Genomic DNA, 25,808 nt, shown 5'->3' with positions numbered 1-25,808 from the left:
GAAGGGCAATGAGGATTGCGGTGGATGTGTGGGGTGGCGACTTTGCCCCCCTGGAGATTGTGAAAGGCCTGAAAGAGGCCTATTCTCCCGAGTATACCCTTGTGGCGCTTGGCCCCAGAGAAGAGCTCCTTGCCCTGTACGAAACCCTTTCCATGCAGGAAAAAGACTTTCCTATTGAGGATGCCCCGCAGGTCATCTCCATGCAGGAGCATCCTGCAGAGGCGGTGAAGAAGAAGCCGTACTCCAGCATCTGCAGGGGTATCCAGCTTCTGGCGCAGAAAAAGGTTGACGCCTTCATCTCTGCGGGAAATAGCGGAGCGGTCATGGCGGCAGCGTGGCTTGGCCTCAAGCATGTTGCGGAGGTGGAGCGACCAGCCATCACAGCGCTCATCCCCAACACCCGCTCGTACTGTGTGCTCCTTGATGTAGGGGCAAACGTCGACTGTAAACCCAAGCACCTTTTCCACTTCGGCATTATGGGAGCAGAGTATGCCAAAATCGTCCTTGGCGTTTCCCGTCCCCGGGTGGGTCTTTTGAGCATTGGAGAGGAGGAAGGAAAGGGCAACGAAGTGGTGAAAGCGGCATACCAGCTTTTTAAGGAGCGACGGGACAGCCTGAATTTCGAGTTTGTGGGGAATGCCGAGGGGCAGAACATTGTCGACGGAACGGTGGATGTCGTCGTCTGTGACGGATTTACTGGGAATGCCCTTTTGAAGTTCGGTGAGGGACTCATTGAGCTCATCGCTCAGCTTCTGGAGCGGGAGATTGGAGATGCTGCCTCAAAGGAGCGGCTCCGGTCGCTCTGGAAGAGGCTTGACCGGAGCGAATACGGCGGTGCACCCCTCCTTGGGGTTGAGGGGGTGTGCCTCATCTGCCACGGGAAGTCCAGGGCCCGGGATATCAAAAGCGCCATTCTGCGAGCCAAGGAGCTTGTAGAGAGAGAAATTCTCGAGAAAATCCGGGAAGGCCTGTCCCACTTTTCTCTTGAGGATTGAGAAAGGGTGAACCATGAAAACCAGAGTCACGGAACTTCTTGGTATTCAGTACCCCATTCTCCAGGGGGGTATGGCCTGGGTGGCGACGGCCCCCCTGGTGGCTGCGGTTTCGGAAGCTGGAGGACTGGGCATCATTGGCTCAGGAGGGATGACCGGAGAGGAACTCCGGGAAGAGATCCGGCGTGTTCGTTCCCTTACGGATCGACCCTTTGGGGTAAACCTCATGCTCCTTTCTCCCCACATTGAGGACCAGATACGGGTGGTGAAGGAAGAGCGGGTTCCGGTAGTCACCACCGGTGCGGGGAACCCCGGTCCTCTGGTGGAGGAGTTCGCCCACCTGGGAATTGTCCTCATTCCCGTTGTAGCTTCTGTTGCTCTGGCCAAGAGGCTTGAGCGGTATGGTGTCCAGGCCGTCATTGCCGAGGGGAACGAGTCGGGCGGTCACGTGGGAGAGGTGAGCACCCTGTGTCTTGTGCCTCAGGTGGTGGATGCCGTTCGGGTCCCGGTCATCGCAGCAGGAGGCATTGGCGATGGACGGGGTATGGCAGCCTGCTTTGCCCTTGGAGCGGAGGGGGTGCAGCTTGGGACACGTTTTATCTGTACTGAAGAGTGTGAGGTCCACCCGGCGTACAAGGAGGCAATCCTCAAGGCCCATGATCGCTCAACGGTCGTTACCGGCCTTTCTACCGGTCACCCGGTGCGGTGTCTCAGGAATCGCCTCACCCGGAAGTTCGAGGAGCTCGAATTCAGTGGTGCCCCCCGGGAGGTTGTGGAGGCCCTTGGGGTGGGAAAGCTGAGGGAAGCTGCGGTTTGCGGGAATGTGGAAGAGGGGTCCGTTATGTGCGGTCAGGTGGCGGGTCTCATTCGTGACCTGAAACCCGTCCGGAAGGTCATAGAGGACATCATGCAGGAATTCTGGGCAACCCTCGAGCGGCTGAAGCGGGTGGGGGATTCATGAAGGTGGCCTTCCTCTTTCCAGGTCAGGGTTCTCAGAAGGTGGGCATGCTACGAGAGTGGCTTGAAGAGGATGCCCCTCTGGTGGAGGAACTCTTCGGCCAGGCCAGCCGCATCTGTGGGGTTGATCTGCTCCGGCTGAGCCTCGAAGGGCCTGAAGAGGAACTGAACCTCACGAAAAATAGCCAGCCAGCTATTCTCACGTTCAGCGCGCTCCTTTTGCGGAAAATCCCCGTTGTTCCCGACGTGGTGGCAGGGCACAGCCTTGGGGAGTATTCGGCTCTTTTTTGCGCGGGGAGTTTCGGTTTCGACGAGGCTGTGTACCTGGTGCGGCGGCGCGGGGAAATTATGCAGGAAGCCTCTCCCTTGGGGGAGGGGACCATGGTGGCCGTTCTGGGCCTCTCCCTGCCAGAAGTCCGGGGGATGGTGGATATGCTTAGGGAAAGGGGGAGGGTTGAAATCGCCAACATCAACTCCTCGGACCAGGTTGTGCTTTCTCTGGAAAAATCATTGCTTCCCTGGGTCCTTGAGGAGGTTGGCAGGAGAGGAAAGAAAGCTGTGGAACTCCGTGTGAGCGCTCCGTTCCATTCCAGTTTCATGGAGAAAGCTCGGGAAGCCTTTGCCCGGGTCCTTGAGGGGGTCACCATCCGTCCGCCCCGTTATCCCTACCTGAGCAACGTGACGGCTGCCTTTGAGCGTGATCCAGGAAGGATTCGGGACCTCCTTGTGGAGCAGCTCGTTGCGCCGGTTCGCTGGAAGGATATCATGGACGTCCTTTGTGGGGAGGGTGTGCGGAGGGCCCTGGAGGTGGGTCCCGGGATGGTGCTTTCGAAGCTCTTTGAACGGGAACATCCTGGAGTTTCCGTTTTCCCGACCTTTTCTCCCAAGCGTTTGCAGGTTGCTGTGAGTGAGGTGAGGGGAGTACGATGAGTTTTACAGGGAAGGTTGCGCTTGTGACCGGTGCCCGAAGAGGGATTGGCTTTGCCATTGCAAGAACCCTTGGTCTTGGTGGAGCTTTCGTAGCGCTGAACGACGTTGGATCTCAAGAGGAACTCCGTGAGGTCGTTGAGGCTCTGCGCCAGGAAGGCATAGAGGCTCAGGGGTATGTGGCTGATGTGACGGTACGGGAGGAGATCCGGGCAATGGTGGAGGACATCGTTGCAAGATGGGGGCACATCGACATTCTGGTGAACAATGCCGGTATTACCAGAGATGCGCTCTTTGTCCGGATGAAAGACGAGGACTGGAAGGCGGTTCTTGATGTTTGCCTCCAGGGGACATACAATTGTACCAAAGAGGTTCTCCGGTATATGATGAAGCAACGCTACGGCCGTATTATCAACATCTCCTCGGTCGTAGGGGTTATGGGAAACACTGGCCAAACCAACTACGCCACGGCAAAGGCTGCTCTTTTGGGCTTCACCAAGTCCCTGGCACGGGAGGTAGCACCCCTCGGGATCACCGTCAACGCCATTGCCCCTGGTTTCATCAACACAGAGATGACCCGGAAACTCCCTGAAGAGGTGCGTGAGATGTGGTTGCAGCAGGTACCGATGAGGAGGTGGGGTGAACCGGAGGAAGTGGCGCAGCTTGTCGCTTTTCTGGCTTCCCAGGCTGCTGGTTACATTACGGGCCAGACCATTCACATCAACGGTGGACTCTTTATGGCTTAAAAAACCTTTTGGGAGGTGTGCGTATGGACGTTTTCTCCAAGGTGAAGGAAATCATCGTGGACCAGCTCGGTGTGGATGAGGAAGATGTTACTCCCGATGCTTCTTTTGTCGACGATCTGGGAGCGGACTCCCTGGACATTGTGGAACTCATCATGGCGTTTGAGGAGGAGTTCGACATCGAAATTCCTGACGAGGACGCAGAGAAAATCACCACCGTTGGAGAAGCCGTAGAGTACATCGAATCCAAGATCCGCTGACGCTCTTCAATGCCTGCGCCGGAGAGGGACCTCTCAGAGTTAGAAAAGCGGATCCGGTATTCTTTCCAGAATCCAGAAATTCTCCGCACAGCGCTCCGGCACAAATCAGCCCTGGAGGGCAAGGCCGGGGCCTGCAACGACCGACTCGAGTGGCTGGGAGACGCAGTGATTGGTCTTTTTATCGCTGACTACCTCTTCCAGAACTACGATCGGCCCCGGAGCTGGCTCTCCCTTATGAAGGCGAAATGGGCAAGCGAAGAGTGTCTGGCGTATCTGGCTCGGAAAATCGGTCTTGAACAGTTCATCGAGCTTGGCCGTGGTGAAGAACGCAGTGGGGGTCGGGAGAAGGATTCTATTCTCTCCAGTGCCTTTGAGGCTTTAGCCGGTGCAATCTTTGTGGACTCTCTCTCGTATGAGCGTACCCGGGAAGTCCTTTCAAGGATTTTCTGCAACGAAGAAGGGGTGGAATTCGCCTTTCTCTCGGTCAATTACAAGGGTTTGCTCCAGCGGTGGTGCTTGCAGTACTTTTCCTGTCTTCCGGAGTACGAAATTGTCACGGCGGGGGATAACTCTTCGTACCAGGTTGTGGTGAAGATCCAGGGGCGGGTGGTCGCGAGAGGCGAGGGAAAGAGCAAGAAGCGAGCGGAGCAGGAAGCAGCCCGGCGGGCCTGGGAACGAATCATGGGAGAGAGCAGGAGTTCCAGGGATGGTCAATGTATCTGAAGGAAATCACTCTTCAGGGTTTTAAGTCTTTCGCCCACCCTGTAACGGTAGACCTCGTACCGGGACTCAATGTCGTTGTCGGTCCCAACGGCTCCGGGAAGAGCAACCTCCTTGATGCTCTGCGGTGGGTTCTGGGGGACCGCAGAGAAGTGCGCAGTGCCGGGGGAAAAGAGGTGCTCTTTCACGGTTCATCTGCCCACCGGCCGGTGGGTATGGCCTCAGTGGAACTCCTCTTCGTGGGGGAAGAAGCGCCCCCTTTTCGGATTGAAAAACGGTCTTTTGCCTCTGGAGAAACCGAGTATTTTTTCCAGGGTACCCGGATGCGTTTCGGGGACCTTCGCCGGCAGTTGCAAAAGCTGGGTCTTTCTCTGACCCGTCTTGCGGTTGGCTTTGTCACCAACCGGGATCTCCACGCCCTTGCCGACCTGAGCCCTCTCGAGCGTCTGCGGTGGCTCGAGGAAGCCAGCGGAATTTATGAAGCGCGGACACGCCTTTCTCGTCTCTCTCAGATACTCTGGGAAACGGTGGAGAAGGCAAAGCGTTTCCAGGAGCGCCTCAAGGAACTCTCCTTCCAGAAAGAGCGTGTGGCTGAGTGGGCGGAGAAGGAGAAGGCGTACCTTGTGCGGGAAAGGCAGTGGCAGGGTGCCCAGCGGGTGTATCTTGAAAGGCTTCTCGCCCAGCTTGGGGAGAAACTCGAAGTGCTTGAAGCGGAGGAGGATCGCTGCGAGCGCGAGCTCCATCGTCTTTCTGCTCTGGGAGGAGCGCATGAGGTGGAGAAGGGGGAGCAACGGCTTCTCGTGATCCAGGAGGAGGTTTGCTGCCTGCGCCGTGCGGTGGAGGAGAAAAGACACCGGGTGACCGAAGGCCTCCAGGAACTCTACCGGCTCCTCACCCAGATTCGGGAGCGAAAGCGAACCCTTCTTACCCTTGAGGAGGAAATGGTGAGGTTTCTTGAAGAAAGTCACCGCCTTGAAGAAAAGGTACAGGCTTCTGGTGCGGTCTTGCCGGAGAGCACGAAGCGTTTGAGCAGGACGGAAGCGGTTATTGAGCATTTTCTAAAGGGGAAAGAGGGCATCCTGCAGGCCCGGAAGGAAGAACGGCAGCATCTCCGGGAAGAGCTTGCTCGCTGCGAAGCCTCTCTGGAGAGAATGGTGCAGGAGAAGGAACGTACTGAGACGCTTGTCCGGGAACTTGAGCGGGAACTTGCCCAGCTTGAGCGTCTTCTCTCCAGTACTGAAAGGGATGTGCTTCAGAAAAAGAACGAGAGGGAGAAGCTGGTGCAGGAGCGGGAAGAGGTCCTCCGGGCGCTTGCCCGAGTTCGGGAGGGTCTTTCGCGAATTCGAAAAAGGCGGAAGCAAGTCGGCCTTTGGGGGACTGCGCCGGAGTTTTCCCAGGCCATGCAGGAGGGTCTTCTTGCCTGGGGCTGGCCACAGCGAGCAGTTCATGCCATTTTTGGTTTGCTCTCGGAGATTCGAATTTTCCGGGATGGGGAGGCACTGGAGGTAGGGATGTGGGCAATGCGTCAGGATGCCCTCCCGCCCTGGTCACCGACCTGGGAGGTGGTGAGAAAAGATGAAATCCTCGGACGCTTTGTGCACGGTAAGGAGTCTCCCAAACACCTTGTGGCGTCTGACGGTAGTGCCCTTCTCCTTTGGGGAGGATTGCTCGTTCTCCCCCGGCGACTGGTTCATCGAGGTCGCTTCCTCAAAAGCTGGGAGCGGCGGGAACGCCTTTTTGAACGCCGCACGAGAGAGCTCGAAGAGACCCTTGCGACAATCTCCGGTAGAGAACAGGACCTCGAAAAGCACCTGAGGGCGCTGGAGCTTCGTGCCATTAAGTGGCGGGAGCGCTATCTTGAGAGGAATGCGCGGCGGGAAGAACTGCAAAGGGTCCTCAATCATCTTGGGAAAGAGCGCGCGCGTCTTTTAATGGAACGGGAGAGGATTCAGGGGAAGCTCCGGGATCTCGAAGGAGATATACGCGCTCTTGAGACCACTCTTGCCCGGGCGAGGAAGGCTCTGGGGAGGATCGGGGAGTGGAAGCGACGCGAGGAAGAGAAAAGACAGGCACGGGAACGGCTTCTCTGGGAAGTTCACGGAATGCGCAAAAGGGGTGCCGAACTTCTCCAGAAGTTCCGGGAAAGCGAGACGACGCTTAAGCTGCTACGGGGGGAACTCAAAAGATGCGTCAGAGCTCTTCAGGATGCTTTCCAGGCTCTGGCGGCAGAGGAGGTCATGCTTGCCGACCGGGAGAAGATGGTGCAATCCCTGCAGGCGGATGTGGAGGCAAAGCGGCAGAAGGAAAGGATGCTTGAGCGCCAGAAAGAGCGATGGATTCGGGAGCGGGAAAGGCTACGGTTTGAAAGACAGCGACTTTCCGAGGAGATTGCTCGCACGAAAACTGCCCTGGAGGCCCTGAGCGATGTTGCCTGTGCCGTGCCGGAAGAGCTTGAAGCCGTGAGCCTTCAGGAGCTTGGAGCCTTCCTCGAGCGGGAACGGCAGGCACTTCTTCGCGAACGTGTCCGGCGGGGCGCCATCGAAGAGTACCAGGAGCTTGAGGCCCGGGAGAAGGACTTGCGAAGGCAGGATGCCTTTTTTCAGAGTCTGCTCGGACTTATTCGAAAAGAGCTGCAGGGGCTTGAACGTGAAGTGGAACGGACCTTTCTTTCCTTCCTCCAGAATGCCCAGGCAGCCTTTGGGCGGTATTTCCAGCAGGTGTTCCCCAGGGGGGAAGCCTCTCTTGCCGTTCACGATGGCGTTCACCTTGAGGTGCAGATTCCAGGGAAGAAGAAGCAGGGGATGGCGCTGCTCTCAAGCGGAGAGCGGACTCTGGTGGCGCTGTGTTTTCTCTGCGCCTGCTTTGAGGCTTTTGGGGCGAAGATGTGCTTTTTCGACGAAATCGACGCCAACCTCGATCACACAAACAGCGTGCTTCTTGCTCAGATTCTCCGGGAGTTTTCCGCATCCCGGCAGGTTGTGGTGGTGACGCACAAGGAAGAGGTCATGGAGGTCGCGGATCGGATTCTTGGGGTCACCATGAGCGAGCCCGGGGTGTCTCGGGTGCTCCTTTGCGAAGGTATCGCACAGGCACAGGAGTTTTCTCTGGGAGGAGGATAGTGTGGAGAAGGGACTGTGGAAACGATGGCTCCAGGGGATAGGGCGTATTACGGGTGAGGTCAAGGAGCGACTGAAAGAACTCTGGTCTCAGAAAAGCGTCCGGCCTGAGGAGTGGGAGGAGTTAGAAGAGATGCTCATCGGTGCTGATATCGGCCCAGCACTTGCGGCAGAGATTGTCGAGGAGTTTCGCCGTTTGAAGGAACGGTCCCGGGAAGATACGAGCTGGGAAGAGTGGCTATACGGGAAACTCGTGGCCTTCTTCGAGGAGGGGGAACACCTACTCTTCCCTCGGGCACGGCCTGAAACCCTCAAAGCCGTCTTCCTTGTGGGCATCAACGGTGTGGGGAAGACCACCACCGCGGGGAAACTCGCCTACCTTGCCAGAGGGAAAGGAGAGCGAGTGGTTCTTATCAGCGCTGACACCTTCCGGGCGGCGGCGAATGAGCAACTCGAAATCTGGGCACGTCGGGCAGGGTGTCGATTCTTCCGGGGGGCTCAGGGAGCCGACCCGGCAGCGGTGGTGTACGATGGCCTCCAATCGGCGCTCAAAGAGCAAGAGACTCTGGCGATTGTGGATACTGCGGGGCGTTCCCATGTCAACAGGAATCTCCTGGCAGAACTCGAGAAAGTGTCTCGAGTAATTCGCCGGTTCCTCCCTGAGGAGCAGGTGGAACATCTCCTGGTCCTTGACGCCCTGGCTGGCCAGAACGCCTTCGCCCAGGTGGAGTCTATTGCCCGGGTGGTGCCGCTCACGGGGATTATTCTCACAAAGTGGGATAGTCAGGCCAAGGGGGGAATCCTCTTCCGGGTCCGGAAGGAGTTCGGCCTTCCCGTGAAGTACCTCGGGGTTGGCGAAGGCCTCGAGGACCTCATCCCCTTTGAGGCCCGCGAATTTGTCCGTGCTATCGTTTCGTAACGGCTTTCCTTGACACACCCCGGGGTCACGGGTATCATCTATGTGTTCTGAGGAGCGTGGTGGATCGCGTGTTTGAGCAGCTGGCAGAGAAGTTTGCCGGGGTTTTTAAAAAGCTCAGAGGAAAGGGCCGCCTCACGGCGGAAGAGGTCGACGAGGCCCTGCGGGATCTGCGCCTCGTGCTCCTTGAGTCCGATGTCCACTACCGGGTGGTGAAGGACCTCATTGCCCGGGTGCGGGAGCGGGCAGTGGGGCGAGAGGTGCTGGAAAGCGTCACCCCTGCAGAGATGGTCATAAAGATTCTCTGGGACGAAATCCGGCAGATTCTCGGGGGTGGGGCAAAAGACCTCCACGTTCCCCCGGTGACTCCTGCGCTCTTCCTCCTTGTGGGTCTGCAGGGGTCGGGGAAGACAACAACATGCGGGAAACTCGGGCTCTTCCTGAAACAGCGTCACTACTTTCCCGTTCTGGTCTCCACGGATACGCGGCGGCCGGCAGCGCGGGAACAACTGAGGATCCTCGCCTCTTCGGCCGGACTGGATTTCTTCGACCTTCCTTCGGCGCGGCATCCCCTTGAGGTTGTCCAGGCGGCACGCCGGTACGCCCGGGAGAAAGGGAGGGACGTGGTTTTAGTAGATACCGCAGGGCGGCTCCATGTGGAGGAGGAGCTCCTCCGGGAACTCCAGGAACTCACCCGGGGCGAAGAGTTCCACGAGATTCTCCTGGTTCTTGATGCCACAACCGGTCAGGAGGCCATCCGGGTTGCCGAAAGGTTCCGGGAATGGGTGAACCCCACGGGCATCATCCTTACCAAGGTCGATACCGATGCTCGTGGAGGTGCGGTGCTGTCCATCGTGGCGCAGACCGGCTGGCCGGTGAAACTCATTGGCGTCGGGGAAAAACTCGATCAGCTTGAGGTTTTCCATCCCGAGCGGATGGCCAGCCGCATCCTCGGCATGGGCGATACCCTGAGTCTCATTGAGAAAATCGAGCGAGCCATCACCGAGGAAGAGCGAAAGAAGCTGGAGAAGCAGGTGACGAAGGAAGAGTTCACCCTTGAGGATTTCCTCGAGGAACTCCGTCGCCTTCGCCGGGTTGGTTCTTTTGAAGACATTGTGAACATGCTTCCCGCTTCACTCCGGGGAGCTCTCTCCCAGGTCGATGGGGAGAGGAGCCTGAAGCGTACTGAGGCCATTATTCTCTCCATGACCAGGGAAGAGCGCCGGAATCCCGGGATCATCAATGCCTCCCGGAAACGGCGCATTGCCCAGGGAAGCGGGACAACCGTTCAGGAGGTCAACCGTCTCCTGAGAGAGTTTGAGGAGATCCGCAAGCTCTGGAAGAAGATGAAAAAAGGACAGGCATTGCCCTTTGCCAAAAGAAAGGGATTTTTCGGTTTTGGATTTTGAAAGAAAGGAGTGTCGATTCATGGCAGTACGGATCCGTCTTGCTCGTGTTGGGAGAAGGCATACCCCTCAGTATCGTATCGTGGTGACGGACTCTCGGGAGGCTCGAAGCGGAAAGCCCCTCGAGGTCCTCGGCGCCTATTCGCCCCTTGCTGAGCCCCCTCTTGAGGCCGTGAAGTGGGATCGTGTCGAGTACTGGATTTCCCGGGGTGCTCAGGTTTCAGATAAGGTTCGGGCGCTTCTGAAGAAGGCGAAGAAGCCCGAGGGAGCGGAAGTCCAGTGAAGGAGCTTTTGGAGTTTCTGGTTCGTTCTCTTGTCGACGAACCTGAGAGGGTGAGCGTAACCGAAGTGAAGGGGGAGAAATCGGTCGTGTACGAGGTGCGGGTGGCGCCCTCTGACACCGGGAAAATCATCGGCAAGCAGGGAAGAGTAGCCCGGGCTCTCCGCACCATCGTCAAGGCTGCTTCGGCAAAGAGGGGGACGAAAGCGGTGGTGGAGATTCTGGAATAGGGAGGGGCTTGTGTGCCTCGCCGTATTGAGCGGGTCTTCGTGGGAAGGATCACCGCACCCCATGGGTTGAGAGGCTGGGTTCGGGTACTCCCGCTGACAGACTTTTCCGAGCGTTTCGTGCGGGGGGCGGTGTTTCTCGTTGGTTCTCCCCAGGGGGCCTTTGTCGAGAGAGTGGTAGAGGACGTGGCCTGGCGCGGGAATTTCCTTCTCCTCCGTTTCCGGGGGGTCACTTCGCGCCAGGAAGCGGAAATGCTCCGGAGTCTCTTTCTTGCCATCCCCAGGGAGGATGTTCCGCCTCTCCCCCCTGGCCATTTCTACCACTTTGAGCTAGTGGGTCTTGAGGTCTGGGAACGCGGCGCACGCCGCGGCGTGGTGGATGCGGTTATCCCCATGGCGCTTTACGATTACCTTCTCGTCAAAGACGCTGAGGGACGGGAGTTCTTCCTGCCCTTTGTTTCTGCCTTTGTGGTGGCTGTCCGCCCTGAGGAGGGGCTTCTTGAAGTCTCCTGCCCCGAGGGGTTCTGGGAATGAAGCTTCGCATCGACATCGTCACCCTCTTTCCCGAAGCCATCCGGCCGTACCTTGCCACTTCCATCCTGGGAAAAGCCCAGGAAAGGGGATTGGTGTTCATCAAGGTTCACAACCTGCGCAGTTTCTCCCGGGATCGCTACCGAACGGTTGACGACTACCCCTTTGGGGGAGGCCCGGGCATGGTCCTGAAACCCGAACCCCTGGTTCGGGCCGTGCGCTTTATCAGCGAGTATACACAGAGCCAGCCCCTGGTGGTCGTCACCAGTCCCCAGGGGGAGCTGTTCACCCAAAGCATTGCCCGGGAACTGGCAACGAAGAACCACCTCCTCATTCTCTGCGGTCGCTACCAGGGCATTGACGAGCGGGTGATAGAGATTACCGGGGCACGGGAAATTTCCATTGGGGACTACGTTCTCTCCGGAGGGGAGCTTCCCGCGCTCGTCATCGTGGAGGCGGTAGTGCGCCTTATCCCCGGAGTTTTGGGGGATGAGGAATCCCTGCGGTACGATTCCTTCTCAGAGTGGGTTTTTGGTCCGCCGCAGTATACCCGACCCCGGGTATTCTGTGGTCTGGCGGTACCTGAGGTCCTGCTTTCCGGCAACCATGCGCGTATCGAGAAGTGGCGGAAAGAAAAGGCTCTGGAAAAAGCCAGAAGGGTACGTCCGGACCTTTTTCAGCACCCCGCGCTCCATCCTCCTTGCGAAAGGGAAAGAGGCGTGGTATAGTATTCCGAGATTTTTCTCTGGCCTGAGGAGGAGGTTTCCATGGATAGAGCAAGGATCCTGCGAGCGGTTGAAGGAAGCTTTATCAAAGACGACACAGAGGTCCCTGAAATCGCCCCTGGAGATACCGTACGCGTGCACTTCAAGGTCATCGAGGGAGACAAAGAGCGCATTCAGCCCTTTGAGGGTCTGGTCATCGCGGTGCGGGGTTCTGGGGTCAACCGGACCTTCACGGTACGAAAGGTATCCTTTGGCGTTGGTGTGGAGCGCATCTTCCCTCTCTATTCTCCTCGGATTGAGCGCATTGAGATTCTGCGGCGCGGAAAGGTCAGACGGGCAAAGCTCTACTACCTGAGGAAGAAAAGTGCCAAAGAGTCGCGTATTGAGGAAAGACGCGAGGTCTAAAAAGAAGAACGCCTTGCGAGAGCTCGTTGAAACCGTTCTCTGGGCTCTGGTCATTGCCCTTCTTGTTCGGTACTTTGTGGTGGAGGGGTACTACATCCCGAGCACCTCGATGGAGCCCACCCTGGTTCCAGGAGAGCGGGTGCTTGTGGCCAAGTTCCTCTACCGGTTCACCGAGCCGCAGCGAGGGGACATTGTCGTTTTCCGGTACCCGATTGATAACCGGAAGAACCTCATCAAGCGCATCGTTGGTCTTCCAGGAGAACGGGTCGAGATTACCGGAGGAAAGGTGCTCATCAATGGAGTTCCCCTTTCGGGGGAACTCTTCAACCGGACCTACTACAGTGCCGGGTACTACGGTCAGGGAGAAAGGGTCGTTCCGGAAGGACACTACTTTGTCCTGGGAGACAACAGCGAAAACAGTGACGACAGCCGTTTCTGGGGGTATGTTCCCCGAAAGAATATCTTAGGCAGAGCCTTTCTCGTCTACTGGCCACCCCATCGTGTCCGCATCCTCCGCTGATTTCATTGAACACAGACTGTGGAGATCGGGCTACCATCACGTTGGTGGTGTGGATGAAGCCGGTCGGGGGCCTCTGGCGGGGCCTCTCGTGGCAGGCTGCGTGGTCCTCTCTCCTTCTTTCCCCCTCCAGAGCGTTCCGGATTCCAAACATGTTTCCCCAGCAAGGCGAAGAGCGCTTTTTGAGGTCATCTGTCGTGAAGCGGTGGCCGTTGGTCTGAGTATTGTGAGCGAGCGGTGGATCGACCTTGTGGGTATCCAGAAGGCCAATGAGTTTGCACTGTACGAGGCGGCGTGGCGGGCAATTGCCGCAGGACGTTTCGAGTATCTCGTTGTGGACTGGGTGCGCCTTCCCTGGTCCTTCACCCCGGTGCTCTCCCTCCCCAGGGCTGAAGAACAGAGTCTCGCCGTGGCCTGTGCCGCTTTGGTAGCCAAGGTTGTGAGGGACAGCATCATGGAGGAGTGGTACGACCCGCTTTTCCCGGAATACGGGTTCTCCCAGCATAAAGGCTACGGGACAGCGTTGCATTTTGAACGCATTCGGGTATTTGGCCTTGCTCCGTGTCACCGGAGGTCTTTCTGTGGGCGGTTTGGAGAGGCGAAGGAAAGGCGCACAGGGTGAAACCCTGGCGGAGCGGTGGTTACGAACCGTCTTCAAAGCGGAAATTCTGGAAAAGAATTTTCGTTCTCCCTTTGGGGAGATCGACCTTATCGCCCGAAAGGGAGCATGCCTGGTGTTTATCGAGGTGAAAACCAGGGAAAGCACCAGAGCAGGCCTTCCGGAAGAGGCCATTACTGAGGGGAAGCAGGAACGTATCCGGCGCAGTGCCCTCTTCTACCTCACGCAGCATGGGTACAATCCCGAAGATACCGCTTTTCGCTTTGACGTCATCACGGTACACCTTGAGGGAAAAAAGCCCAGAATTTCCCACTATCCTTCAGCCTTCTGAGGAGGCGAGAACGGTGCTGGCGCGGGTGCTCAGCGCAACGAGTTTTGGCATTGATGCTCGGTTCGTGGAAGTTGAGGTCGATGTCGGTGCAGGGCTTCCCTCCTTTCACATTGTGGGGTTGCCTGACACCGCAGTTCAGGAAGCCCGGGAACGGGTCCGGAGTGCTCTGAAGAATAGCGGTTTTGCCTTTCCCCCTCAGAGGGTGACGGTGAACCTCGCCCCGGCATTTCTGAAAAAGACAGGCAGCGACTTCGACCTTCCAATTGCCTTGGGGATCCTTCTTGCCACAAAGCAACTCCGTTCTCTTTCGGAGGGGACCGTTGCCCTGGGAGAGCTCTCCCTTTCTGGAGAGCTCAGGCCGGTCAACGGGGTTTTCCCTGTGGCCCACTTTCTCTCCCTCCAGGGGAAGCCGTACCGGATGCTCCTCCCCTTAGTCAACGCTCAGGAGAGCGCCGTGGTGGAAGGTGTCGACGTATTTGGTTTTCGTACGCTCCGTGAGGTGTGCGATTTCCTTGAAGGTCAACGAACGCTCAGGCCCCTGAAGCGGTCCCGGGAAGAATACCTCGCCTCTCCGTCCTTTGACGAGGACCTTGCGGAGATCAAGGGTCAGAGACAGGGAAAGCGAGCACTGGAAATTGCTGCCTCAGGAGGACACCATCTCCTGTTCATCGGACCACCTGGTTCAGGCAAGACCATGCTGGCCCGAAAACTCCCCTCACTGCTTCCTCCGCTCACCATAGAACAGGCTATTGAGGTCACGAAAATCCATAGCGTCGCCGGTTTGCTCTCCGAAGACCACCCGTTCGTCACCGTTCCTCCTTTCCGGGCGCCTCACCATACGGTGTCTGATGTTGCTCTTATTGGCGGGGGACAGTGGCCTCGACCGGGGGAAATCAGCCTTGCCCACCACGGGGTGCTCTTCCTCGACGAGGTTCTGGAGTTCCGCCGCAATGTCCTTGAGGCCCTTCGGGAACCTCTGGAAACCGGAAAGATTACCGTGAGCCGGGTCAACGCCACCGTAACCTATCCGGCTCGTTTCCTCCTTGTGCTGGCGTGTAACCCCTGTCCCTGCGGATACCTGGGGGATGTGGAACGCCCCTGTACCTGTTCGTACCAGCAGATTCTCCGGTACCGGAGCAAGCTCTCAGGACCCCTCCTTGACCGAATTGACCTTCAGGTTGAGATTCCCCGTCTTGGGGTGCACGAACTCCTCTCGGAGCGGGAAGAGGAGTCCTCCGGGGTGGTGCGGGAAAGAGTGAAGCGGGCTCGGGAAATCCAGAAGGAGCGGTTTCGGGGCGAGGGCATCCTGCTCAACGGCGAAATGAAGTCCTGCCACATCAAGCGGTTCTGCGAACTCTCTCAGGAGGCAAAGCGTTTCCTCGAAGCCTCTCTGAAAAGCCTTTCCCTCAGTGCCCGGGCATATCACCGGATTCTCAAGGTTGCCCGCACCATCGCCGACCTTGAGGAGAAGGCACGCATTGAGGTTTCCCATATTGCTGAGGCCATTCAGTACCGTTTCCTGGACCGGCAGAACAGGCTATGAGCGACGATCTCCCCTTCTGGGTGGCTTTCAGCCACATTCGAGGTATCGGTCCGGTACGTTTTCGGAAACTCCTGAGCACTTTCGGGAGCGCTGCCGCTTCGTGGGAAGCACCCTTTGAGGCTCTCCGGGAGGTGGTGGGGGAGCGCCTTGCCCGGTGTGTTGTCGCTGTTCGCCAGATGCTTTCGCCCCACGAGCTCTATACCGCCACTATTCGGGAAGGCATTGCCGTGATTCCCTGGGACAGTCCTGCGTATCCCGCTCTTCTGCGGAGTCTTGCCAACCCTCCTTTCCTCCTCTACGTCGAGGGGGAGTTCTCCTTCTGCGCGCACGAGAGATATATCGCCATTGTGGGCACGCGCCATCCCACACCCTATGGAGTGAAGGCCGCCCGCTTTTTCGCCCGGGAACTGGCAAAAGCGGGATGGATTGTGGTGAGCGGTCTTGCCGTGGGCATTGATGGAGAGGCACAGAGGGCCGTTGTGGAGGAGGGATGTCCCACCATCGCGGTCCTGGGAAGCGGTCTTCGCCGAATTTACCCTGCAGTGCACCTCCCCCTTGCCCGGGAGATTGTTCGTCGGGGAGGAGCGCTGGTGAGCGAGTACCCGCCGGGTTTTGGACCCCGTCCGGAGCATTTCCCCCTCCGGAACAGAATTATCAGTGGCCTGAGCTGCGGGGTTCTCGTTGTTGAGGCTCCGAGAAAAAGCGGTGCACTCATCACCGTGGACTTTGCCCTGGCAATGGGGCGGGAGGTTTTCGCCGTTCCTGGTCCCATCTTTTCTCCCCAGAGTGAAGGAACGAACGCCCTCATTGCTCAGGGGGCAAGACCAGTACAGCGGGTTGAGGACATCCTGGAGGCTTTCGGGTTCTCGATTCCGGTATCTGAGAAACCCGCCGGAGTGGGGGACCTCCTTTCCGAAAAGGAAGCGCTGCTTTTTTCGTACATCGACCACGTGGGGGTTTTCAAGGAAGAGCTCCTGGAACGTACCGGCTGGGGAGAAGGAGAGTTTTTCCAGGTGCTCCTGGCACTGGAGATGAAAGGGCTTGTCCAGGAAATCCCTGGGGGGAAGGTGGTGCGGGCGTGAATGAACACCCGAGAGCGCTTTCTGGTATACTACCTTCAGGAAACCACTCAAGGAGGGAGAGAAGGTGACCCAGGAGGAACGTTACCAGGCTCGTCTGAAGCGGTACACCACTGCCCTTCGGAACGGCAAGCCCGATATGGTTCCCATCCGTCCTTTTGTCGCTGAATTCGTGGCAAAGTACGCTGGAGTGAGCATTCAGGCGGCAACCCACGACTACCGGGTGGCCTTCGAAGCCTGTCTCCGTTGCGCTGAAGATTTCGACTGGGATGCAGTTGTGCCAAACATGATTTACGTTTGGACCGGCCTTGTGCAGGCTGTAGGGCTCAAGTACTACGGGATTCCGGGGCTTGACCTTCCGGAGAACGTGGCATTTCAGTACAAGGAGCCTCCTGAAGAATACGCCTTCATGCGTCCTGACGAATACGACCTCCTTATTGCGAACCCCACCGATTACCTCCTCAACATCTGGCTCCCGAGGGTTTCGCATTTCGTCCGACCTCCTGGTGAGAGTGTCGCCCGGGAACATAACCTTGCCCTCCTTAAGGGGGGCATGGCGATGATGGAGTACTTCAACGCCCTGGGGAGCTTGGTTCAGGAGCTCCGTACTCGCTGCGGAACGGTAGCCGCAATCAGCGGAATGCTGAAGGCCCCCCTGGATATCCTTGCCGATAAACTCCGGGGGTACTACGGCCTGGTGAGCGACCTCCACGCACGGCCGGAAAAGGTCCTGGCGGCCTGTGAGGCCCTCATGCCCCACCTTTTCCGTATCGCCCTTGATGGTGCGGATCCTACAAAGAACGTCCCCATTGCTTTCTGGATGCACCGGGGGTGTGTCCCCTTCATCAACCCTGAGCATTTCCGCAAAATTTACTGGCCTACGGTGAAGCCGATTGTTGAAGAGCTCTGGAAACGGGGGCACCAGGTGCTGTTCTACGCTGAGGGCAACTGGGATTACCACCTGGAGGCTTTCCGGGAGCTCCCTCCGGGGAGCATCGTGTACCATGTGGATAAGGGGGATATTTTCAGAGTTCACCGCGTTCTGGGGAATAGGTTTTGTCTCAGCGGTGGGCTTCCCAACGACCTCCTCGCCCTGGGAACGCCAGAGGAGGTCCGGGCGTACTGCAAGAAGCTCATCGATGGGGTAGCCCGGGATGGGGGATACATCATGGATGCAGGGGCGATTATTCAGGACGATGCCAAGATTGAGAATGTCCGGGCCATGACCGAGTTCACCCGTGAATACGGGCAGTATTAGGAGGGAGACTCATGCAGAAGGATTTCCTTGCTCTGGGGCATCCTGGGGTGTGCATGACTTGGGAGGAGGCAAAGGCGTACTTTCCAGTGGTCCAAGGGAACGAAAGTCTCATTCGGGAGATTTGGGAGAGGATTGAGTACTGGCCCTGGCTTTTTATCTGGCACATCCTGCTCTCTTTCTGAGTCTGTAGACGCCGATGTTCCAGTGGCTTGCGGTCTCAACGAACACATACCACGGGTTCTCTCTTGAGGAGGCCCTTGAGGGTATTGCGCAGGCGGGGTTCCGGTATGTTGAACTCTCCTGTGTGCCCGACTGGACGCTCCACTTCCGGTGCGACCGGGCGAAAGAAGAGGATTTCAGAAAGCTCCGGCAGAAGCTTGCCCATTTTGGGCTTTCTGTCCTCAGCCTCAGTGCCCATTCCAACCTGGCTACGGAAGAAGGATGTGCGTATCTTGTCTCTGCTCTCCGGTGTGCCCGGGAGCTTGGGGCAAGGGTGGTCAATACCGGAACGGTGGATCGGGAGGAGGACGAGGACCTTCTGAGAAAGCACCTGGAGTGGCTCTCCCGGGAGGCCGGGCGGTGCGACGTGTTTCTGGCGCTCGAGGTTCATGGAGACGTCTTTTCCTCCGGGAGAAAGCTCCGGGAGCTCCTTGAAAAGGTGCAGCTTCCCTATGTGGGCATCAACTACGATACGGGCAATGCCCTTTTTTACGGAGACGTTTGCCCCGAGGAGGACCTCCGGATCTGTCTTCCCTGGGTTGTCCACATGCACTTGAAGGACAAGCGGGGTGGGTACAAGGTATGGGATTTCCCACCCCTGGGAGATGGGACGGTAGATTTCCCGACCATTTTCCGGATTCTGTGGGAAGGTCGGAAAGACATTCCCCTGAGCGTAGAAATCGAATTCGATGGGCGCTTCGAGCATCCCCGTTCTTTTGTGGATGTGGCGGTTCAGCGGTCCTTTCAGTATCTTCAGAGAATTCTTGAAGAGGGGGGATACCGGTGAAACGGGAAGAATTCATGGTCTTCGACCTTCGGAGGCGCCAGAAAAGCCCCTCTTTGGACCTCCTTTTCCCGGGGTGGCAGGAGGGCGACGAACGGGTGGTGATTTTCTCACCTCATGACGATGACGCGCTCCTTGGGGCAGGGTACCTCCTCCAGGCGGTTCCTCTCTTTGGGGGAGAGGTATATATCGTGGTGTTCTGCAACGGCTCAGGGGGGTATAGCGTCATCGAGCACAAAAACGTCATCACTGCCCTGCGAGCCCGGGAAACCACTCGAGCCTATGCAAAGGTAGGCATCCTCCCGGAACGCATTTACCGTCTGGAGTACGACGACTACAGCGTCTGGCCTTTCATCGGCTGGAAGCTCTCGGGTGGGGAGGAGGGAACGGTGCAAAAGGTCATTCCCCTCCTTCGCCGTCTCCGGGCCACCCGGGTGGTTCTTCCCAACGGGCACAGAGAACACCTTGACCACACTGCGGTCTTCATGGTTGGCGCCTTTGATGCACCTCAGGTGGGTGATCCGGTTATGGCCGACTGGGGGGAGAGTGCTCCGGTACGGTCAGTCCTCCAGTATGCGGTGTGGAGCGATTTTGCCTTCGACGATGCCCTCTGCGCGGGAGATGACCTCGGTGTTCGGGCAAACCGAGCGCTTCTTGCCCCGTCTGAGGCAGAGGAACGCGTTCAGGAGGCGATGCGGGAGTTCAGGACGCAGGCCAGGATTGTGGAGGGATTGCTTGCAGCAAGGAAAGAGCGGGAATTCCGGAATGGGTTTTTCCTTGAGGTGTACCTTGCCTTTGACCCCCGTCCGAAATGCGTGTACGAGAAGTACCTCAGGAGAGTTGAAGAAATCGAGAGAGGAGGCGGCGTGCGGTGAAGCGTGTGGCGATTCTGGGAGCAGGGTTCATTGCCTCGGTACACGTGGAAGCGTGGCGAAAAATTGAGGGGGCGGAGGTGTGCGCCTTTTTTGAGGTTCGCCCCGAGAAGGCCCGGGAGTTCCAGGAGAAGTACCGCCTTCCCCACTATGATTCGTTCCGCATGCTGCTTGAGCGAGAGGCGGTCGACATTGTGGATATATGCCTTCCCACCTTCCTCCATCGGGAGTACACGGAGATGGCTGCCAATGCGGGGAAACACGTTTTCTGTGAAAAGCCTATCGCCCTGACGGTTGAGGATGCGCTGGCTATGCAGGACATCTGTGCGAGGAACGGGGTCTACCTCATGATAGGGCACGTCCTCCGTTTCTGGGGTGAGTACGTGAAGGCGAAGGAGCTCCTTGAAGGGGGTGCCTGTGGAAAGGTTCTCTTTGTGGAGGCCTTTCGCCTTGCGGTGACCCCCGTCTGGTCGGTGGGGGGCTGGATTCTCGATCCCCGCCTAAGCGGTGGGGCATCTCTCGACCTCCACATCCATGACCTCGATTACGTGAACTGGCTTCTGGGACGACCAAAAGAGGTGTTCGCCCGGGGCCTTCGCTCGGAAAAGGGTTCTCTTGACCACATCACGACGCAGATCCGGTATGACAGCGGGGCCCTGGCTACAGTCCAGGGGGGGTGGATGATGCAGGGAGATTTCCCCTTCACCTGTGGGTTCCGGATTCTCGGCGACGAGGGGGTTCTGGAGTGGTCGTTCCGTGCCGGGGTGAACATTGAAGAGCGCGGGCAGGTCAGCCCTCTTGTACTGTACCGAAAGGGGGAGAAGAAACAGGAGATTGCCGTACAGAGCGAAGATCCCTATCTTGCAGAGCTCCGGTATTTCCTGGGATGCGTGGAGGGAGGTATGCCTCCAGCTCGGGGAACTTCTGAAGAAGCCATCCTCGCCCTTCGGGTTGCACTGAGCGCTCAACGTTCTGCTGAGGAGGGAAGCCCGCTGGCTCTATGAAGTTGCCCCGGAAGGTACTGCTCATCGAAGACGATATCCTCCTTCGGGAACGATGGGAGAACCTCTTGCGTGACGAAGGGTATTACGTCATCGCGGTCTGGAACCGGAGCCTGGCGCTCAACTGTCTGGAAAAAGAAGAGATTGACATTATGCTCATTGAAGAGGAGGTTTTAAGCGAAAACAGCTTTGAGCTTCTGGCCTTCGCCCGGCAGAGATTTCCGGATATGGTGGTGGTTGTCACCGGGAGAGAAGAAAACCCATCCCGGGTTCGGGAGCTTTTAGCGAAGGGGGTGTACGAGTACCTTGCTCCTCCTTTTACTCCTTCGCGCATACTTTCGGTCATCCGGCGGGCCGATGACCACCTGACGCTCCTTGAGGAGAACAAGGACCTGCGACGGAAGTTCACCCACCGGTTTTCCTTTGCCGGAATCACCGGGGTTTCGGAGAAGATGCAGCGGATTTTCAACCTCATTCTCCAGGTGTCCCAGGTGAAGCGCCCGGTGCTCCTTGTGGGAGAGCAAGGGACCGGGAAGGAGATGGTGGCCCGGGCAATTCATCGCTACGCCTTTGGAGAAGAGAAGCCCTTTGTGAGGATACTCTGCGGGGCAACGCTTCAGGGGCTTTTCCAGGGAGACATCCTGCGGATTGAGGAAGGGACCCTGTACTTTGAGGACGTTCACCTCCTTGCCCTGCCTTTTCAGGCCGAGCTTCTGGAGTTTCTTGAGGAACACCGTTTTGGGAGAAGGGGAGGGAATGTTCGCATCATCGCTTCCTCGGAGATTCCCCTTGAGGAGAGAGTGGCCCAGGGGGCCTTCCGAAATGACCTCTACTACTTTCTGAGCGTCATCAAAATCGAGATCCCTCCTCTCCGGGAACGGAAGGAAGACATTCCCTTCCTTGTGGATCAGTTCCTCCGGGACATTGCTGAGGAGACCGGCCGAGGACCTGTCCGTATCGACCGGGAAGCGCTGAAAATTCTCATCGAGTACGATTGGCCAGGAAATGTGGTGGAGCTGAAGAACACCCTGGAAGGCATGGTCATTCTCTCTCAGAGCGACGTTCTCACCCCTGAGGACATTCCCGAACACATTCGGAGGGGAAATCTCCTCCGGGAGGGGGTCATTGGTATTCGCCTTGGAACACCTCTTAAAGAGGTGGAGAAGCTCCTTATCCGGGAGACCCTTAAGGCCCATCGTTTCAACAAGACCAGAACCGCTCAGGCGCTCGGCATCAGCCTCCGTACGCTCTACCGGAAAATTGAGGAGTACCATCTCGATGAGGAAACTCCCCAGAAGACCTGAAAAAGTTTTTGACTTTTTGGCAAGGTTTTCGAAGGCGTTTTGTCATATTTACAGAAGCAGAAGAGATTTTCTGGTCAAATTGGCAAGTAACTGACCTTGACTGATATTGTCCTCCCCTTGCAATTCTCCAAAAACGGAGTACAATAGAGGTCGCGCGTTGGAAAAACATCTCAAGGAAAGGGGTGAGCACCATGAAGATTAAACCACTTGGAGATCGGGTTCTGGTCAAGCGGGTCGAAGAGGAAGAAGTGCGTAAAGGGGGTATCATCCTTCCTGATACGGCAAAGGAGAAACCACAGCAAGGCCGGGTGATTGCAGTAGGAACCGGAAAGGTGGACGAAAACGGTAATCGCAGACCCCTTGAAGTGAAAGAGGGTGATCGGGTACTCTTTGGAAAATACGCTGGGACTGAGGTGAAGATTGACGAAGAAGAATACCTCATCATGCGTGAGGACGATATCCTGGGAATCATTGAGGAATGAGAGAAAGGGGGTAGGCGGTTATGGCTAAGCAGATTCTCTTCCAGGAAGAAGCACGACAGGCAATCTTGCGTGGTGTCAAAACCCTTGCCGATGCAGTGAAGGTGACCCTTGGTCCGAAAGGCCGAAATGTGGTCATAGAGAAGAAGTTCGGGTCTCCTACCATCACTAAAGATGGGGTCACGGTGGCGAAGGAGATCGAACTCAAGGACCCCAACGAGAATGTGGGGGCTCAGCTCGTCAAGGAAGTGGCTTCGAAGACGAGTGATGTTGCCGGGGACGGAACCACTACGGCCACGGTTCTTGCCGAAGCAATCTTCCGCGAAGGTTTGCGGAACGTCGCTGCGGGTTCCAATCCCATGCTCCTCAAGCGTGGTATTGACAAGGCTGTGGATGCTGTAGTGAAAAAGCTCAAGAGCATGGCCAAGGAAGTCAGCGACCGCAAGGAAATTGCCCAGGTTGCTTCTATTGCGGCAAACAACGACATGTCCATCGGTGAAATCATCGCCGACGCCATGGAGAAAGTCGGAAAAGACGGCGTCATCACCGTTGAAGAAGCCAAAGGCCTTGAGACCACCCTTGAGGTCGTCGAAGGGTTGCAGTTTGACCGTGGGTACCTCTCACCGTACTTCATCACCGATCCTGAGCGGATGGAGTGCGTGCTCGAGAACCCGTACATCCTCATCTATGAAAAGAAGATCTCTTCGGTTCGGGACCTTCTGCCGCTTCTTGAAAAAGTCGTGCAGAGAGGCAGACCGCTTCTTATCATCGCCGAGGACGTTGAGGGAGAAGCACTGGCAACCCTTGTCGTCAACAAGCTCAAGGGTGTGCTGAGCTGCGCCGCAGTGAAGGCGCCTGGCTTTGGTGACCGCCGGAAGGCCATGCTTGAGGACATCGCCATCGTCACCGGAGGCCGGTTCATCTCCGAAGACCTGGGTATTAAGCTTGAGAACGTCACCATTGAGGACCTTGGCCAGGCCAGGAAGGTCGTCATCGACAAGGAGAACACCACCATTGTGGAAGGTGCTGGAAAGCGTGAGAACATCGTTGCTCGGATGAACCAGATCAAGAAGCAGATTGAGGAGACCACTTCGGACTACGATCGGGAGAAACTCCAGGAGCGTCTTGCCAAGATTGCCGGTGGTGTGGCGGTCATCCGGGTTGGTGCAGCAACCGAGGCCGAGATGAAGGAGAAGAAGGCTCGCGTTGAGGATGCTCTCCATGCCACCCGGGCAGCGGTGGAAGAGGGCATTGTCCCCGGTGGTGGCGTGGCGTTGATCCGGTGCATCCCGGCCATCGATGAGCTCCAGCTCGAAGGCGACGAACGTATCGGTGCCCTGATTGTGAAGAAAGCCCTCGAGGAACCTGCCAAACTCATCGCCGAAAATGCTGGCGAAGAAGGTTCAGTCATTGTGGAGAGGATCAAAGCAGCCGACAACCCCAACATGGGCTTCAACGCTCTTACCGGTGAATTCGTGGATATGTTCGCTGCAGGAATCATTGACCCCGTGAAGGTTGTCCGTACTGCGCTGCAGAACGCGGCAAGCGTCGCCTCCGTCATGCTCACCACCGAATCCATCATCACCGAGATTCCTGAAAAGAAAGAGTCCAGCGTACCGCCTGCGCCAGAATACTGAGGAGTATAATAGGAGAGGGAGAGTTGCCCGGTGAGAGCGCTCTCACCGGGCAACTCGTTCATGGGGGTGATGGCGATGCCCATCTACGAGTACCAGTGCACGGAATGCGGGAAGGTTTTCGAGGAGTGGCAGTCGTTCCATGACAAGCCCGTGGCCCAGTGCCCATTCTGCAAGGGCAGGGTCAAGCGGCTCCTCAGCAAAAACGTCGGTCTTGTTTTCAAGGGCAGTGGCTTTTACAGCACTGATTACCGTTCGAGCAGTTCCTCTTCAAGCTCAAGTTGCAGTTCCTGCACGGCAACAAGCTGTGCAACCTGTGGCGGCTCAAACGTTTCTTCTTCCGAGAACAAGGGTACATCATGAATTTTTTCGGTTACCTCCTCATCGTTGGTGTCCTGCTCCTTGTGGGGCTTTTGTGGGGGACGAGGAAGCGGGGCACCCAGGTTTCGGTTACGGAGTTCTGGCAGGAGAAGGAACGGGAGTTTGGCGAGACCCGTCTTCTCTCAAGCTTTGCCCGCTACATCGGAGGCCATCCTCGCTTCGCCAATGCGACGGATGGCCTCCTGTTCCTCATGTCCAAGAGCCTCTGGTTTGAGAATTTCGAAAAAGGACCGAACATCTTTGGTTTCTCCCCGCCTTTTGAGAAGGTGGTGTTTCGCATTCCCCTCCACCGCATCCGGGGTTTCGAAGCCGTGCCCGAGAGGGACATGGTCACCACCGAGTTTGGCCCCCGACTCTTCCGCTTCCACCGCCTGAGCCGGACGCCCCTTTACCTTGGGGTTCGCTACGTCGATGAGTGGGACAGGGAGCATACCCTCTATTTTGACAGTATGGTGGATGTTACCACGTGGCAGCAGGAATTGTCCAGAGCAAAGGCCTCGTACGTACCTGAGGAAGAAGTCCATGAAGCGGGCGTCTGTCCCTCCTGTGGGAAAAAGGTCTCGCCCGATTTTCGCCTCTGTCCCTACTGCGGGAGAAAGCTCTCCTGAACACCATGGAGTTCTCTGGATTTCGCGTCGGACACCGGGAAGATTTTCGGCTGGCCACAGGGTGCACGGTGTTCCTCTTTGATGTTCCCAATGTGGCGGTGGCCTCGGTTTGCGGTGGCGCTCCTGGAGGTCGTGAGCTTCCCGCTCTTTTTCCGGGCCGCCTCGTCCAGGGTGTGGATGCCATCGTGCTCAGCGGAGGCAGTGCCCTGGGGCTTCGCTGTGCTGAAGGCGTGGTGACCTTTCTTCGAGAGCGGAAAAGGGGTTTTGCCACGAGGGTCGCCCGCATTCCCATTGTCGCCCAGGCGGTGATTTACGACCTTGAGGTTGGAGAGGTAGCCTTTCCCGAAGCCGAGTGGGGGTATGAAGCTGCGTCTTTGGCGGACTGTAGGACAAAAGAAGGAACCGTTGGGGTGGGAACGGGAGCCACGGTGGGGAAAATGTACGGGATGCCCTGGGCAATGAAGGGGGGGTTTGGAGCGGGTGAGGCGAGGATTTCCGAGGGCGCCATCTGGGCGTTTGTGGTGACGAACTGTCTTGGAGACGTTTATGACCCTGCTTCAGGCATTCGCCTTGCGGGTTCCCGCGGGAAAGAAGGACCTCTTTCGACGCCCCCTTTTCTGAACACCACTCTGGCGGTGGTGGTCTTTGAGCTTCTGCTCTCCCGGGAGGAGCTCCTTTCCCTGGTGCCGGTGGTCCACTCGGCACTCGCTGCGTGCATCCGCCCCTTCGGAACGCTTTACGATGGGGATACCCTTTTCCTTGTTGCTTTGGGAAAGGTCGCTCCCAGGAATTACCTCCTCCTTGTGGAGGGGATTTACCACGCCATTGCCGAAGCCACCACAAGCTCAGTAAAAAAGGCTTCCCCTCTCTGTGGTATCCCTGCCTGTGTGGTACAATAAGCCTGGCAGCCGCTGACCGAAGAGGCAGCGAGACAGAAGGTCTCTTATCTTCCGTCTGGTATCTCTTCCGGAACT

General features: G+C 57.4%; 30 protein-coding genes. All 30 read left to right on the top strand.

Going from position 1 to position 25,808, the window contains the following annotated elements:
* The first annotated feature begins 8 nt into the window (after positions 1-8).
* The 30 genes from plsX (at position 9) to ACP6EK_RS09325 (ending at position 25,733) form a co-directional block, all read left to right on the top strand.
* Positions 9-995, top strand: coding sequence for a phosphate acyltransferase PlsX (plsX, locus tag ACP6EK_RS09470; RefSeq protein ID WP_438315771.1), 987 nt, complete (start codon positions 9-11; stop codon positions 993-995).
* Between the two features lie 13 nt (positions 996-1,008).
* Positions 1,009-1,953, top strand: coding sequence for an enoyl-[acyl-carrier-protein] reductase FabK (gene fabK / locus ACP6EK_RS09465; protein WP_438315768.1), 945 nt, complete (start codon positions 1,009-1,011; stop codon positions 1,951-1,953).
* Complete coding sequence (gene fabD / locus ACP6EK_RS09460; RefSeq protein ID WP_438315766.1) at positions 1,950-2,879, top strand: ACP S-malonyltransferase; 930 nt, start codon at positions 1,950-1,952, stop codon at positions 2,877-2,879. Before fabK ends, fabD begins: the two co-directional genes overlap by 4 nt.
* Positions 2,876-3,622 (top strand): 3-oxoacyl-[acyl-carrier-protein] reductase, encoded by a 747-nt coding sequence (gene fabG / locus ACP6EK_RS09455; protein WP_438315763.1) that lies wholly within the window; start codon positions 2,876-2,878, stop codon positions 3,620-3,622. Before fabD ends, fabG begins: the two co-directional genes overlap by 4 nt.
* 23 nt (positions 3,623-3,645) lie before the next feature.
* Positions 3,646-3,879: an acyl carrier protein gene (locus ACP6EK_RS09450; RefSeq protein WP_017872198.1), complete on the top strand. Its 234-nt coding sequence runs from the start codon at positions 3,646-3,648 to the stop codon at positions 3,877-3,879.
* A 9-nt stretch (positions 3,880-3,888) separates the two neighbouring features.
* Positions 3,889-4,602: a ribonuclease III gene (gene rnc / locus ACP6EK_RS09445; RefSeq protein WP_438315759.1), complete on the top strand. Its 714-nt coding sequence runs from the start codon at positions 3,889-3,891 to the stop codon at positions 4,600-4,602.
* Positions 4,593-7,718 (top strand): AAA family ATPase, encoded by a 3,126-nt coding sequence (locus tag ACP6EK_RS09440; protein WP_438315756.1) that lies wholly within the window; start codon positions 4,593-4,595, stop codon positions 7,716-7,718. Before rnc ends, ACP6EK_RS09440 begins: the two co-directional genes overlap by 10 nt.
* A gap of 1 nt (position 7,719) precedes the next feature.
* The gene (gene ftsY / locus ACP6EK_RS09435; RefSeq protein ID WP_438315753.1) at positions 7,720-8,634 is read left to right on the top strand and encodes a signal recognition particle-docking protein FtsY; all 915 of its coding nucleotides are present in this window, start codon (positions 7,720-7,722) and stop codon (positions 8,632-8,634) included.
* Between the two features lie 59 nt (positions 8,635-8,693).
* Positions 8,694-10,040, top strand: a complete 1,347-nt coding sequence (gene ffh, locus ACP6EK_RS09430) for a signal recognition particle protein (protein ID WP_438318994.1) — start codon at positions 8,694-8,696, stop codon at positions 10,038-10,040.
* A 19-nt stretch (positions 10,041-10,059) separates the two neighbouring features.
* The gene (gene rpsP, locus ACP6EK_RS09425; RefSeq protein WP_438315751.1) at positions 10,060-10,320 is read left to right on the top strand and encodes a 30S ribosomal protein S16; all 261 of its coding nucleotides are present in this window, start codon (positions 10,060-10,062) and stop codon (positions 10,318-10,320) included.
* On the top strand, positions 10,317-10,547 hold the full coding sequence (locus ACP6EK_RS09420) for a KH domain-containing protein (protein ID WP_438315749.1): 231 nt from the start codon (positions 10,317-10,319) through the stop codon (positions 10,545-10,547). The genes rpsP and ACP6EK_RS09420 overlap by 4 nt, the downstream gene beginning before the upstream one ends.
* A gap of 12 nt (positions 10,548-10,559) precedes the next feature.
* A complete protein-coding gene (gene rimM, locus ACP6EK_RS09415; protein ID WP_438315747.1) occupies positions 10,560-11,078 on the top strand; it encodes a ribosome maturation factor RimM in 519 nt (172 codons plus the stop codon).
* Positions 11,075-11,803 carry a tRNA (guanosine(37)-N1)-methyltransferase TrmD gene (gene trmD / locus ACP6EK_RS09410; protein ID WP_438315744.1) on the top strand — a complete coding sequence of 243 codons (729 nt, stop codon included), beginning with the start codon at positions 11,075-11,077 and terminating at the stop codon, positions 11,801-11,803. Before rimM ends, trmD begins: the two co-directional genes overlap by 4 nt.
* 39 nt (positions 11,804-11,842) lie before the next feature.
* Positions 11,843-12,205, top strand: coding sequence for a 50S ribosomal protein L19 (gene rplS, locus ACP6EK_RS09405; protein ID WP_017888916.1), 363 nt, complete (start codon positions 11,843-11,845; stop codon positions 12,203-12,205).
* A 13-nt stretch (positions 12,206-12,218) separates the two neighbouring features.
* Positions 12,219-12,725 carry a signal peptidase I gene (gene lepB, locus ACP6EK_RS09400; protein ID WP_017888915.1) on the top strand — a complete coding sequence of 169 codons (507 nt, stop codon included), beginning with the start codon at positions 12,219-12,221 and terminating at the stop codon, positions 12,723-12,725.
* Between the two features lie 88 nt (positions 12,726-12,813).
* The gene (locus ACP6EK_RS09395; RefSeq protein ID WP_438315740.1) at positions 12,814-13,344 is read left to right on the top strand and encodes a hypothetical protein; all 531 of its coding nucleotides are present in this window, start codon (positions 12,814-12,816) and stop codon (positions 13,342-13,344) included.
* Complete coding sequence (locus tag ACP6EK_RS09390; RefSeq protein WP_438315737.1) at positions 13,304-13,672, top strand: YraN family protein; 369 nt, start codon at positions 13,304-13,306, stop codon at positions 13,670-13,672. The genes ACP6EK_RS09395 and ACP6EK_RS09390 overlap by 41 nt, the downstream gene beginning before the upstream one ends.
* Before the next feature lie 13 nt (positions 13,673-13,685).
* Positions 13,686-15,215, top strand: coding sequence for a YifB family Mg chelatase-like AAA ATPase (locus ACP6EK_RS09385; RefSeq protein ID WP_438315734.1), 1,530 nt, complete (start codon positions 13,686-13,688; stop codon positions 15,213-15,215).
* The gene (gene dprA, locus ACP6EK_RS09380) at positions 15,212-16,297 is read left to right on the top strand and encodes a DNA-processing protein DprA (RefSeq protein ID WP_438315731.1); all 1,086 of its coding nucleotides are present in this window, start codon (positions 15,212-15,214) and stop codon (positions 16,295-16,297) included. Before ACP6EK_RS09385 ends, dprA begins: the two co-directional genes overlap by 4 nt.
* Before the next feature lie 64 nt (positions 16,298-16,361).
* The gene (locus ACP6EK_RS09375; RefSeq protein ID WP_438315729.1) at positions 16,362-17,552 is read left to right on the top strand and encodes a uroporphyrinogen decarboxylase family protein; all 1,191 of its coding nucleotides are present in this window, start codon (positions 16,362-16,364) and stop codon (positions 17,550-17,552) included.
* 11 nt (positions 17,553-17,563) lie between these two features.
* Positions 17,564-17,734 (top strand): hypothetical protein, encoded by a 171-nt coding sequence (locus tag ACP6EK_RS09370; RefSeq protein ID WP_438315726.1) that lies wholly within the window; start codon positions 17,564-17,566, stop codon positions 17,732-17,734.
* A gap of 14 nt (positions 17,735-17,748) precedes the next feature.
* Positions 17,749-18,558, top strand: a complete 810-nt coding sequence (locus tag ACP6EK_RS09365) for a sugar phosphate isomerase/epimerase family protein (protein ID WP_438315724.1) — start codon at positions 17,749-17,751, stop codon at positions 18,556-18,558.
* Complete coding sequence (locus ACP6EK_RS09360; RefSeq protein ID WP_438315721.1) at positions 18,555-19,430, top strand: PIG-L deacetylase family protein; 876 nt, start codon at positions 18,555-18,557, stop codon at positions 19,428-19,430. The genes ACP6EK_RS09365 and ACP6EK_RS09360 overlap by 4 nt, the downstream gene beginning before the upstream one ends.
* Positions 19,427-20,431, top strand: coding sequence for a Gfo/Idh/MocA family protein (locus tag ACP6EK_RS09355; RefSeq protein ID WP_438315718.1), 1,005 nt, complete (start codon positions 19,427-19,429; stop codon positions 20,429-20,431). Before ACP6EK_RS09360 ends, ACP6EK_RS09355 begins: the two co-directional genes overlap by 4 nt.
* A complete protein-coding gene (locus tag ACP6EK_RS09350; protein WP_438315716.1) occupies positions 20,428-21,732 on the top strand; it encodes a sigma-54-dependent transcriptional regulator in 1,305 nt (434 codons plus the stop codon). The genes ACP6EK_RS09355 and ACP6EK_RS09350 overlap by 4 nt, the downstream gene beginning before the upstream one ends.
* Before the next feature lie 191 nt (positions 21,733-21,923).
* Complete coding sequence (gene groES, locus ACP6EK_RS09345) at positions 21,924-22,214, top strand: co-chaperone GroES (RefSeq protein WP_017872177.1); 291 nt, start codon at positions 21,924-21,926, stop codon at positions 22,212-22,214.
* Between the two features lie 20 nt (positions 22,215-22,234).
* Complete coding sequence (gene groL, locus ACP6EK_RS09340; protein ID WP_017888904.1) at positions 22,235-23,848, top strand: chaperonin GroEL; 1,614 nt, start codon at positions 22,235-22,237, stop codon at positions 23,846-23,848.
* Between the two features lie 30 nt (positions 23,849-23,878).
* Positions 23,879-24,208, top strand: a complete 330-nt coding sequence (locus tag ACP6EK_RS09335; protein ID WP_438315712.1) for an FmdB family zinc ribbon protein — start codon at positions 23,879-23,881, stop codon at positions 24,206-24,208.
* Positions 24,205-24,834, top strand: coding sequence for a zinc ribbon domain-containing protein (locus ACP6EK_RS09330; RefSeq protein ID WP_438315709.1), 630 nt, complete (start codon positions 24,205-24,207; stop codon positions 24,832-24,834). The genes ACP6EK_RS09335 and ACP6EK_RS09330 overlap by 4 nt, the downstream gene beginning before the upstream one ends.
* A gap of 5 nt (positions 24,835-24,839) precedes the next feature.
* The gene (locus ACP6EK_RS09325; protein ID WP_438315706.1) at positions 24,840-25,733 is read left to right on the top strand and encodes a P1 family peptidase; all 894 of its coding nucleotides are present in this window, start codon (positions 24,840-24,842) and stop codon (positions 25,731-25,733) included.
* Positions 25,734-25,808: the final 75 nt, after the last annotated feature.

This window comes from Candidatus Caldatribacterium sp. SIUC1 (assembly GCF_051549785.1).
GTDB lineage: Bacteria > Atribacterota > Atribacteria > Atribacterales > Caldatribacteriaceae > Caldatribacterium.
The sequence above is the reverse complement of the archived record's forward strand: the minus strand, read 5'-3'. Positions and strand labels throughout refer to the sequence as shown.

What these genes read in the sequence shown, in the direction of transcription:
- groES (WP_017872177.1), top strand. Translation starts at nt 21,924, where the DNA reads ATGAAGATTAAACCACTTGGAGATCGGGTTCTGGTCAAGCGGGTCGAA.
- trmD (WP_438315744.1), top strand. Translation starts at nt 11,075, where the DNA reads ATGAAGCTTCGCATCGACATCGTCACCCTCTTTCCCGAAGCCATCCGG.
- fabG (WP_438315763.1), top strand. Translation starts at nt 2,876, where the DNA reads ATGAGTTTTACAGGGAAGGTTGCGCTTGTGACCGGTGCCCGAAGAGGG.
- rpsP (WP_438315751.1), top strand. Translation starts at nt 10,060, where the DNA reads ATGGCAGTACGGATCCGTCTTGCTCGTGTTGGGAGAAGGCATACCCCT.
- groL (WP_017888904.1), top strand. Translation starts at nt 22,235, where the DNA reads ATGGCTAAGCAGATTCTCTTCCAGGAAGAAGCACGACAGGCAATCTTG.
- rnc (WP_438315759.1), top strand. Translation starts at nt 3,889, where the DNA reads ATGCCTGCGCCGGAGAGGGACCTCTCAGAGTTAGAAAAGCGGATCCGG.
- rplS (WP_017888916.1), top strand. Translation starts at nt 11,843, where the DNA reads ATGGATAGAGCAAGGATCCTGCGAGCGGTTGAAGGAAGCTTTATCAAA.
- fabK (WP_438315768.1), top strand. Translation starts at nt 1,009, where the DNA reads ATGAAAACCAGAGTCACGGAACTTCTTGGTATTCAGTACCCCATTCTC.
- ACP6EK_RS09365 (WP_438315724.1), top strand. Translation starts at nt 17,749, where the DNA reads ATGTTCCAGTGGCTTGCGGTCTCAACGAACACATACCACGGGTTCTCT.
- ACP6EK_RS09370 (WP_438315726.1), top strand. Translation starts at nt 17,564, where the DNA reads ATGCAGAAGGATTTCCTTGCTCTGGGGCATCCTGGGGTGTGCATGACT.
- ACP6EK_RS09325 (WP_438315706.1), top strand. Translation starts at nt 24,840, where the DNA reads ATGGAGTTCTCTGGATTTCGCGTCGGACACCGGGAAGATTTTCGGCTG.
- dprA (WP_438315731.1), top strand. Translation starts at nt 15,212, where the DNA reads ATGAGCGACGATCTCCCCTTCTGGGTGGCTTTCAGCCACATTCGAGGT.
- ACP6EK_RS09330 (WP_438315709.1), top strand. Translation starts at nt 24,205, where the DNA reads ATGAATTTTTTCGGTTACCTCCTCATCGTTGGTGTCCTGCTCCTTGTG.
- fabD (WP_438315766.1), top strand. Translation starts at nt 1,950, where the DNA reads ATGAAGGTGGCCTTCCTCTTTCCAGGTCAGGGTTCTCAGAAGGTGGGC.
- ACP6EK_RS09440 (WP_438315756.1), top strand. Translation starts at nt 4,593, where the DNA reads ATGTATCTGAAGGAAATCACTCTTCAGGGTTTTAAGTCTTTCGCCCAC.
- ACP6EK_RS09450 (WP_017872198.1), top strand. Translation starts at nt 3,646, where the DNA reads ATGGACGTTTTCTCCAAGGTGAAGGAAATCATCGTGGACCAGCTCGGT.
- ACP6EK_RS09350 (WP_438315716.1), top strand. Translation starts at nt 20,428, where the DNA reads ATGAAGTTGCCCCGGAAGGTACTGCTCATCGAAGACGATATCCTCCTT.
- plsX (WP_438315771.1), top strand. Translation starts at nt 9, where the DNA reads ATGAGGATTGCGGTGGATGTGTGGGGTGGCGACTTTGCCCCCCTGGAG.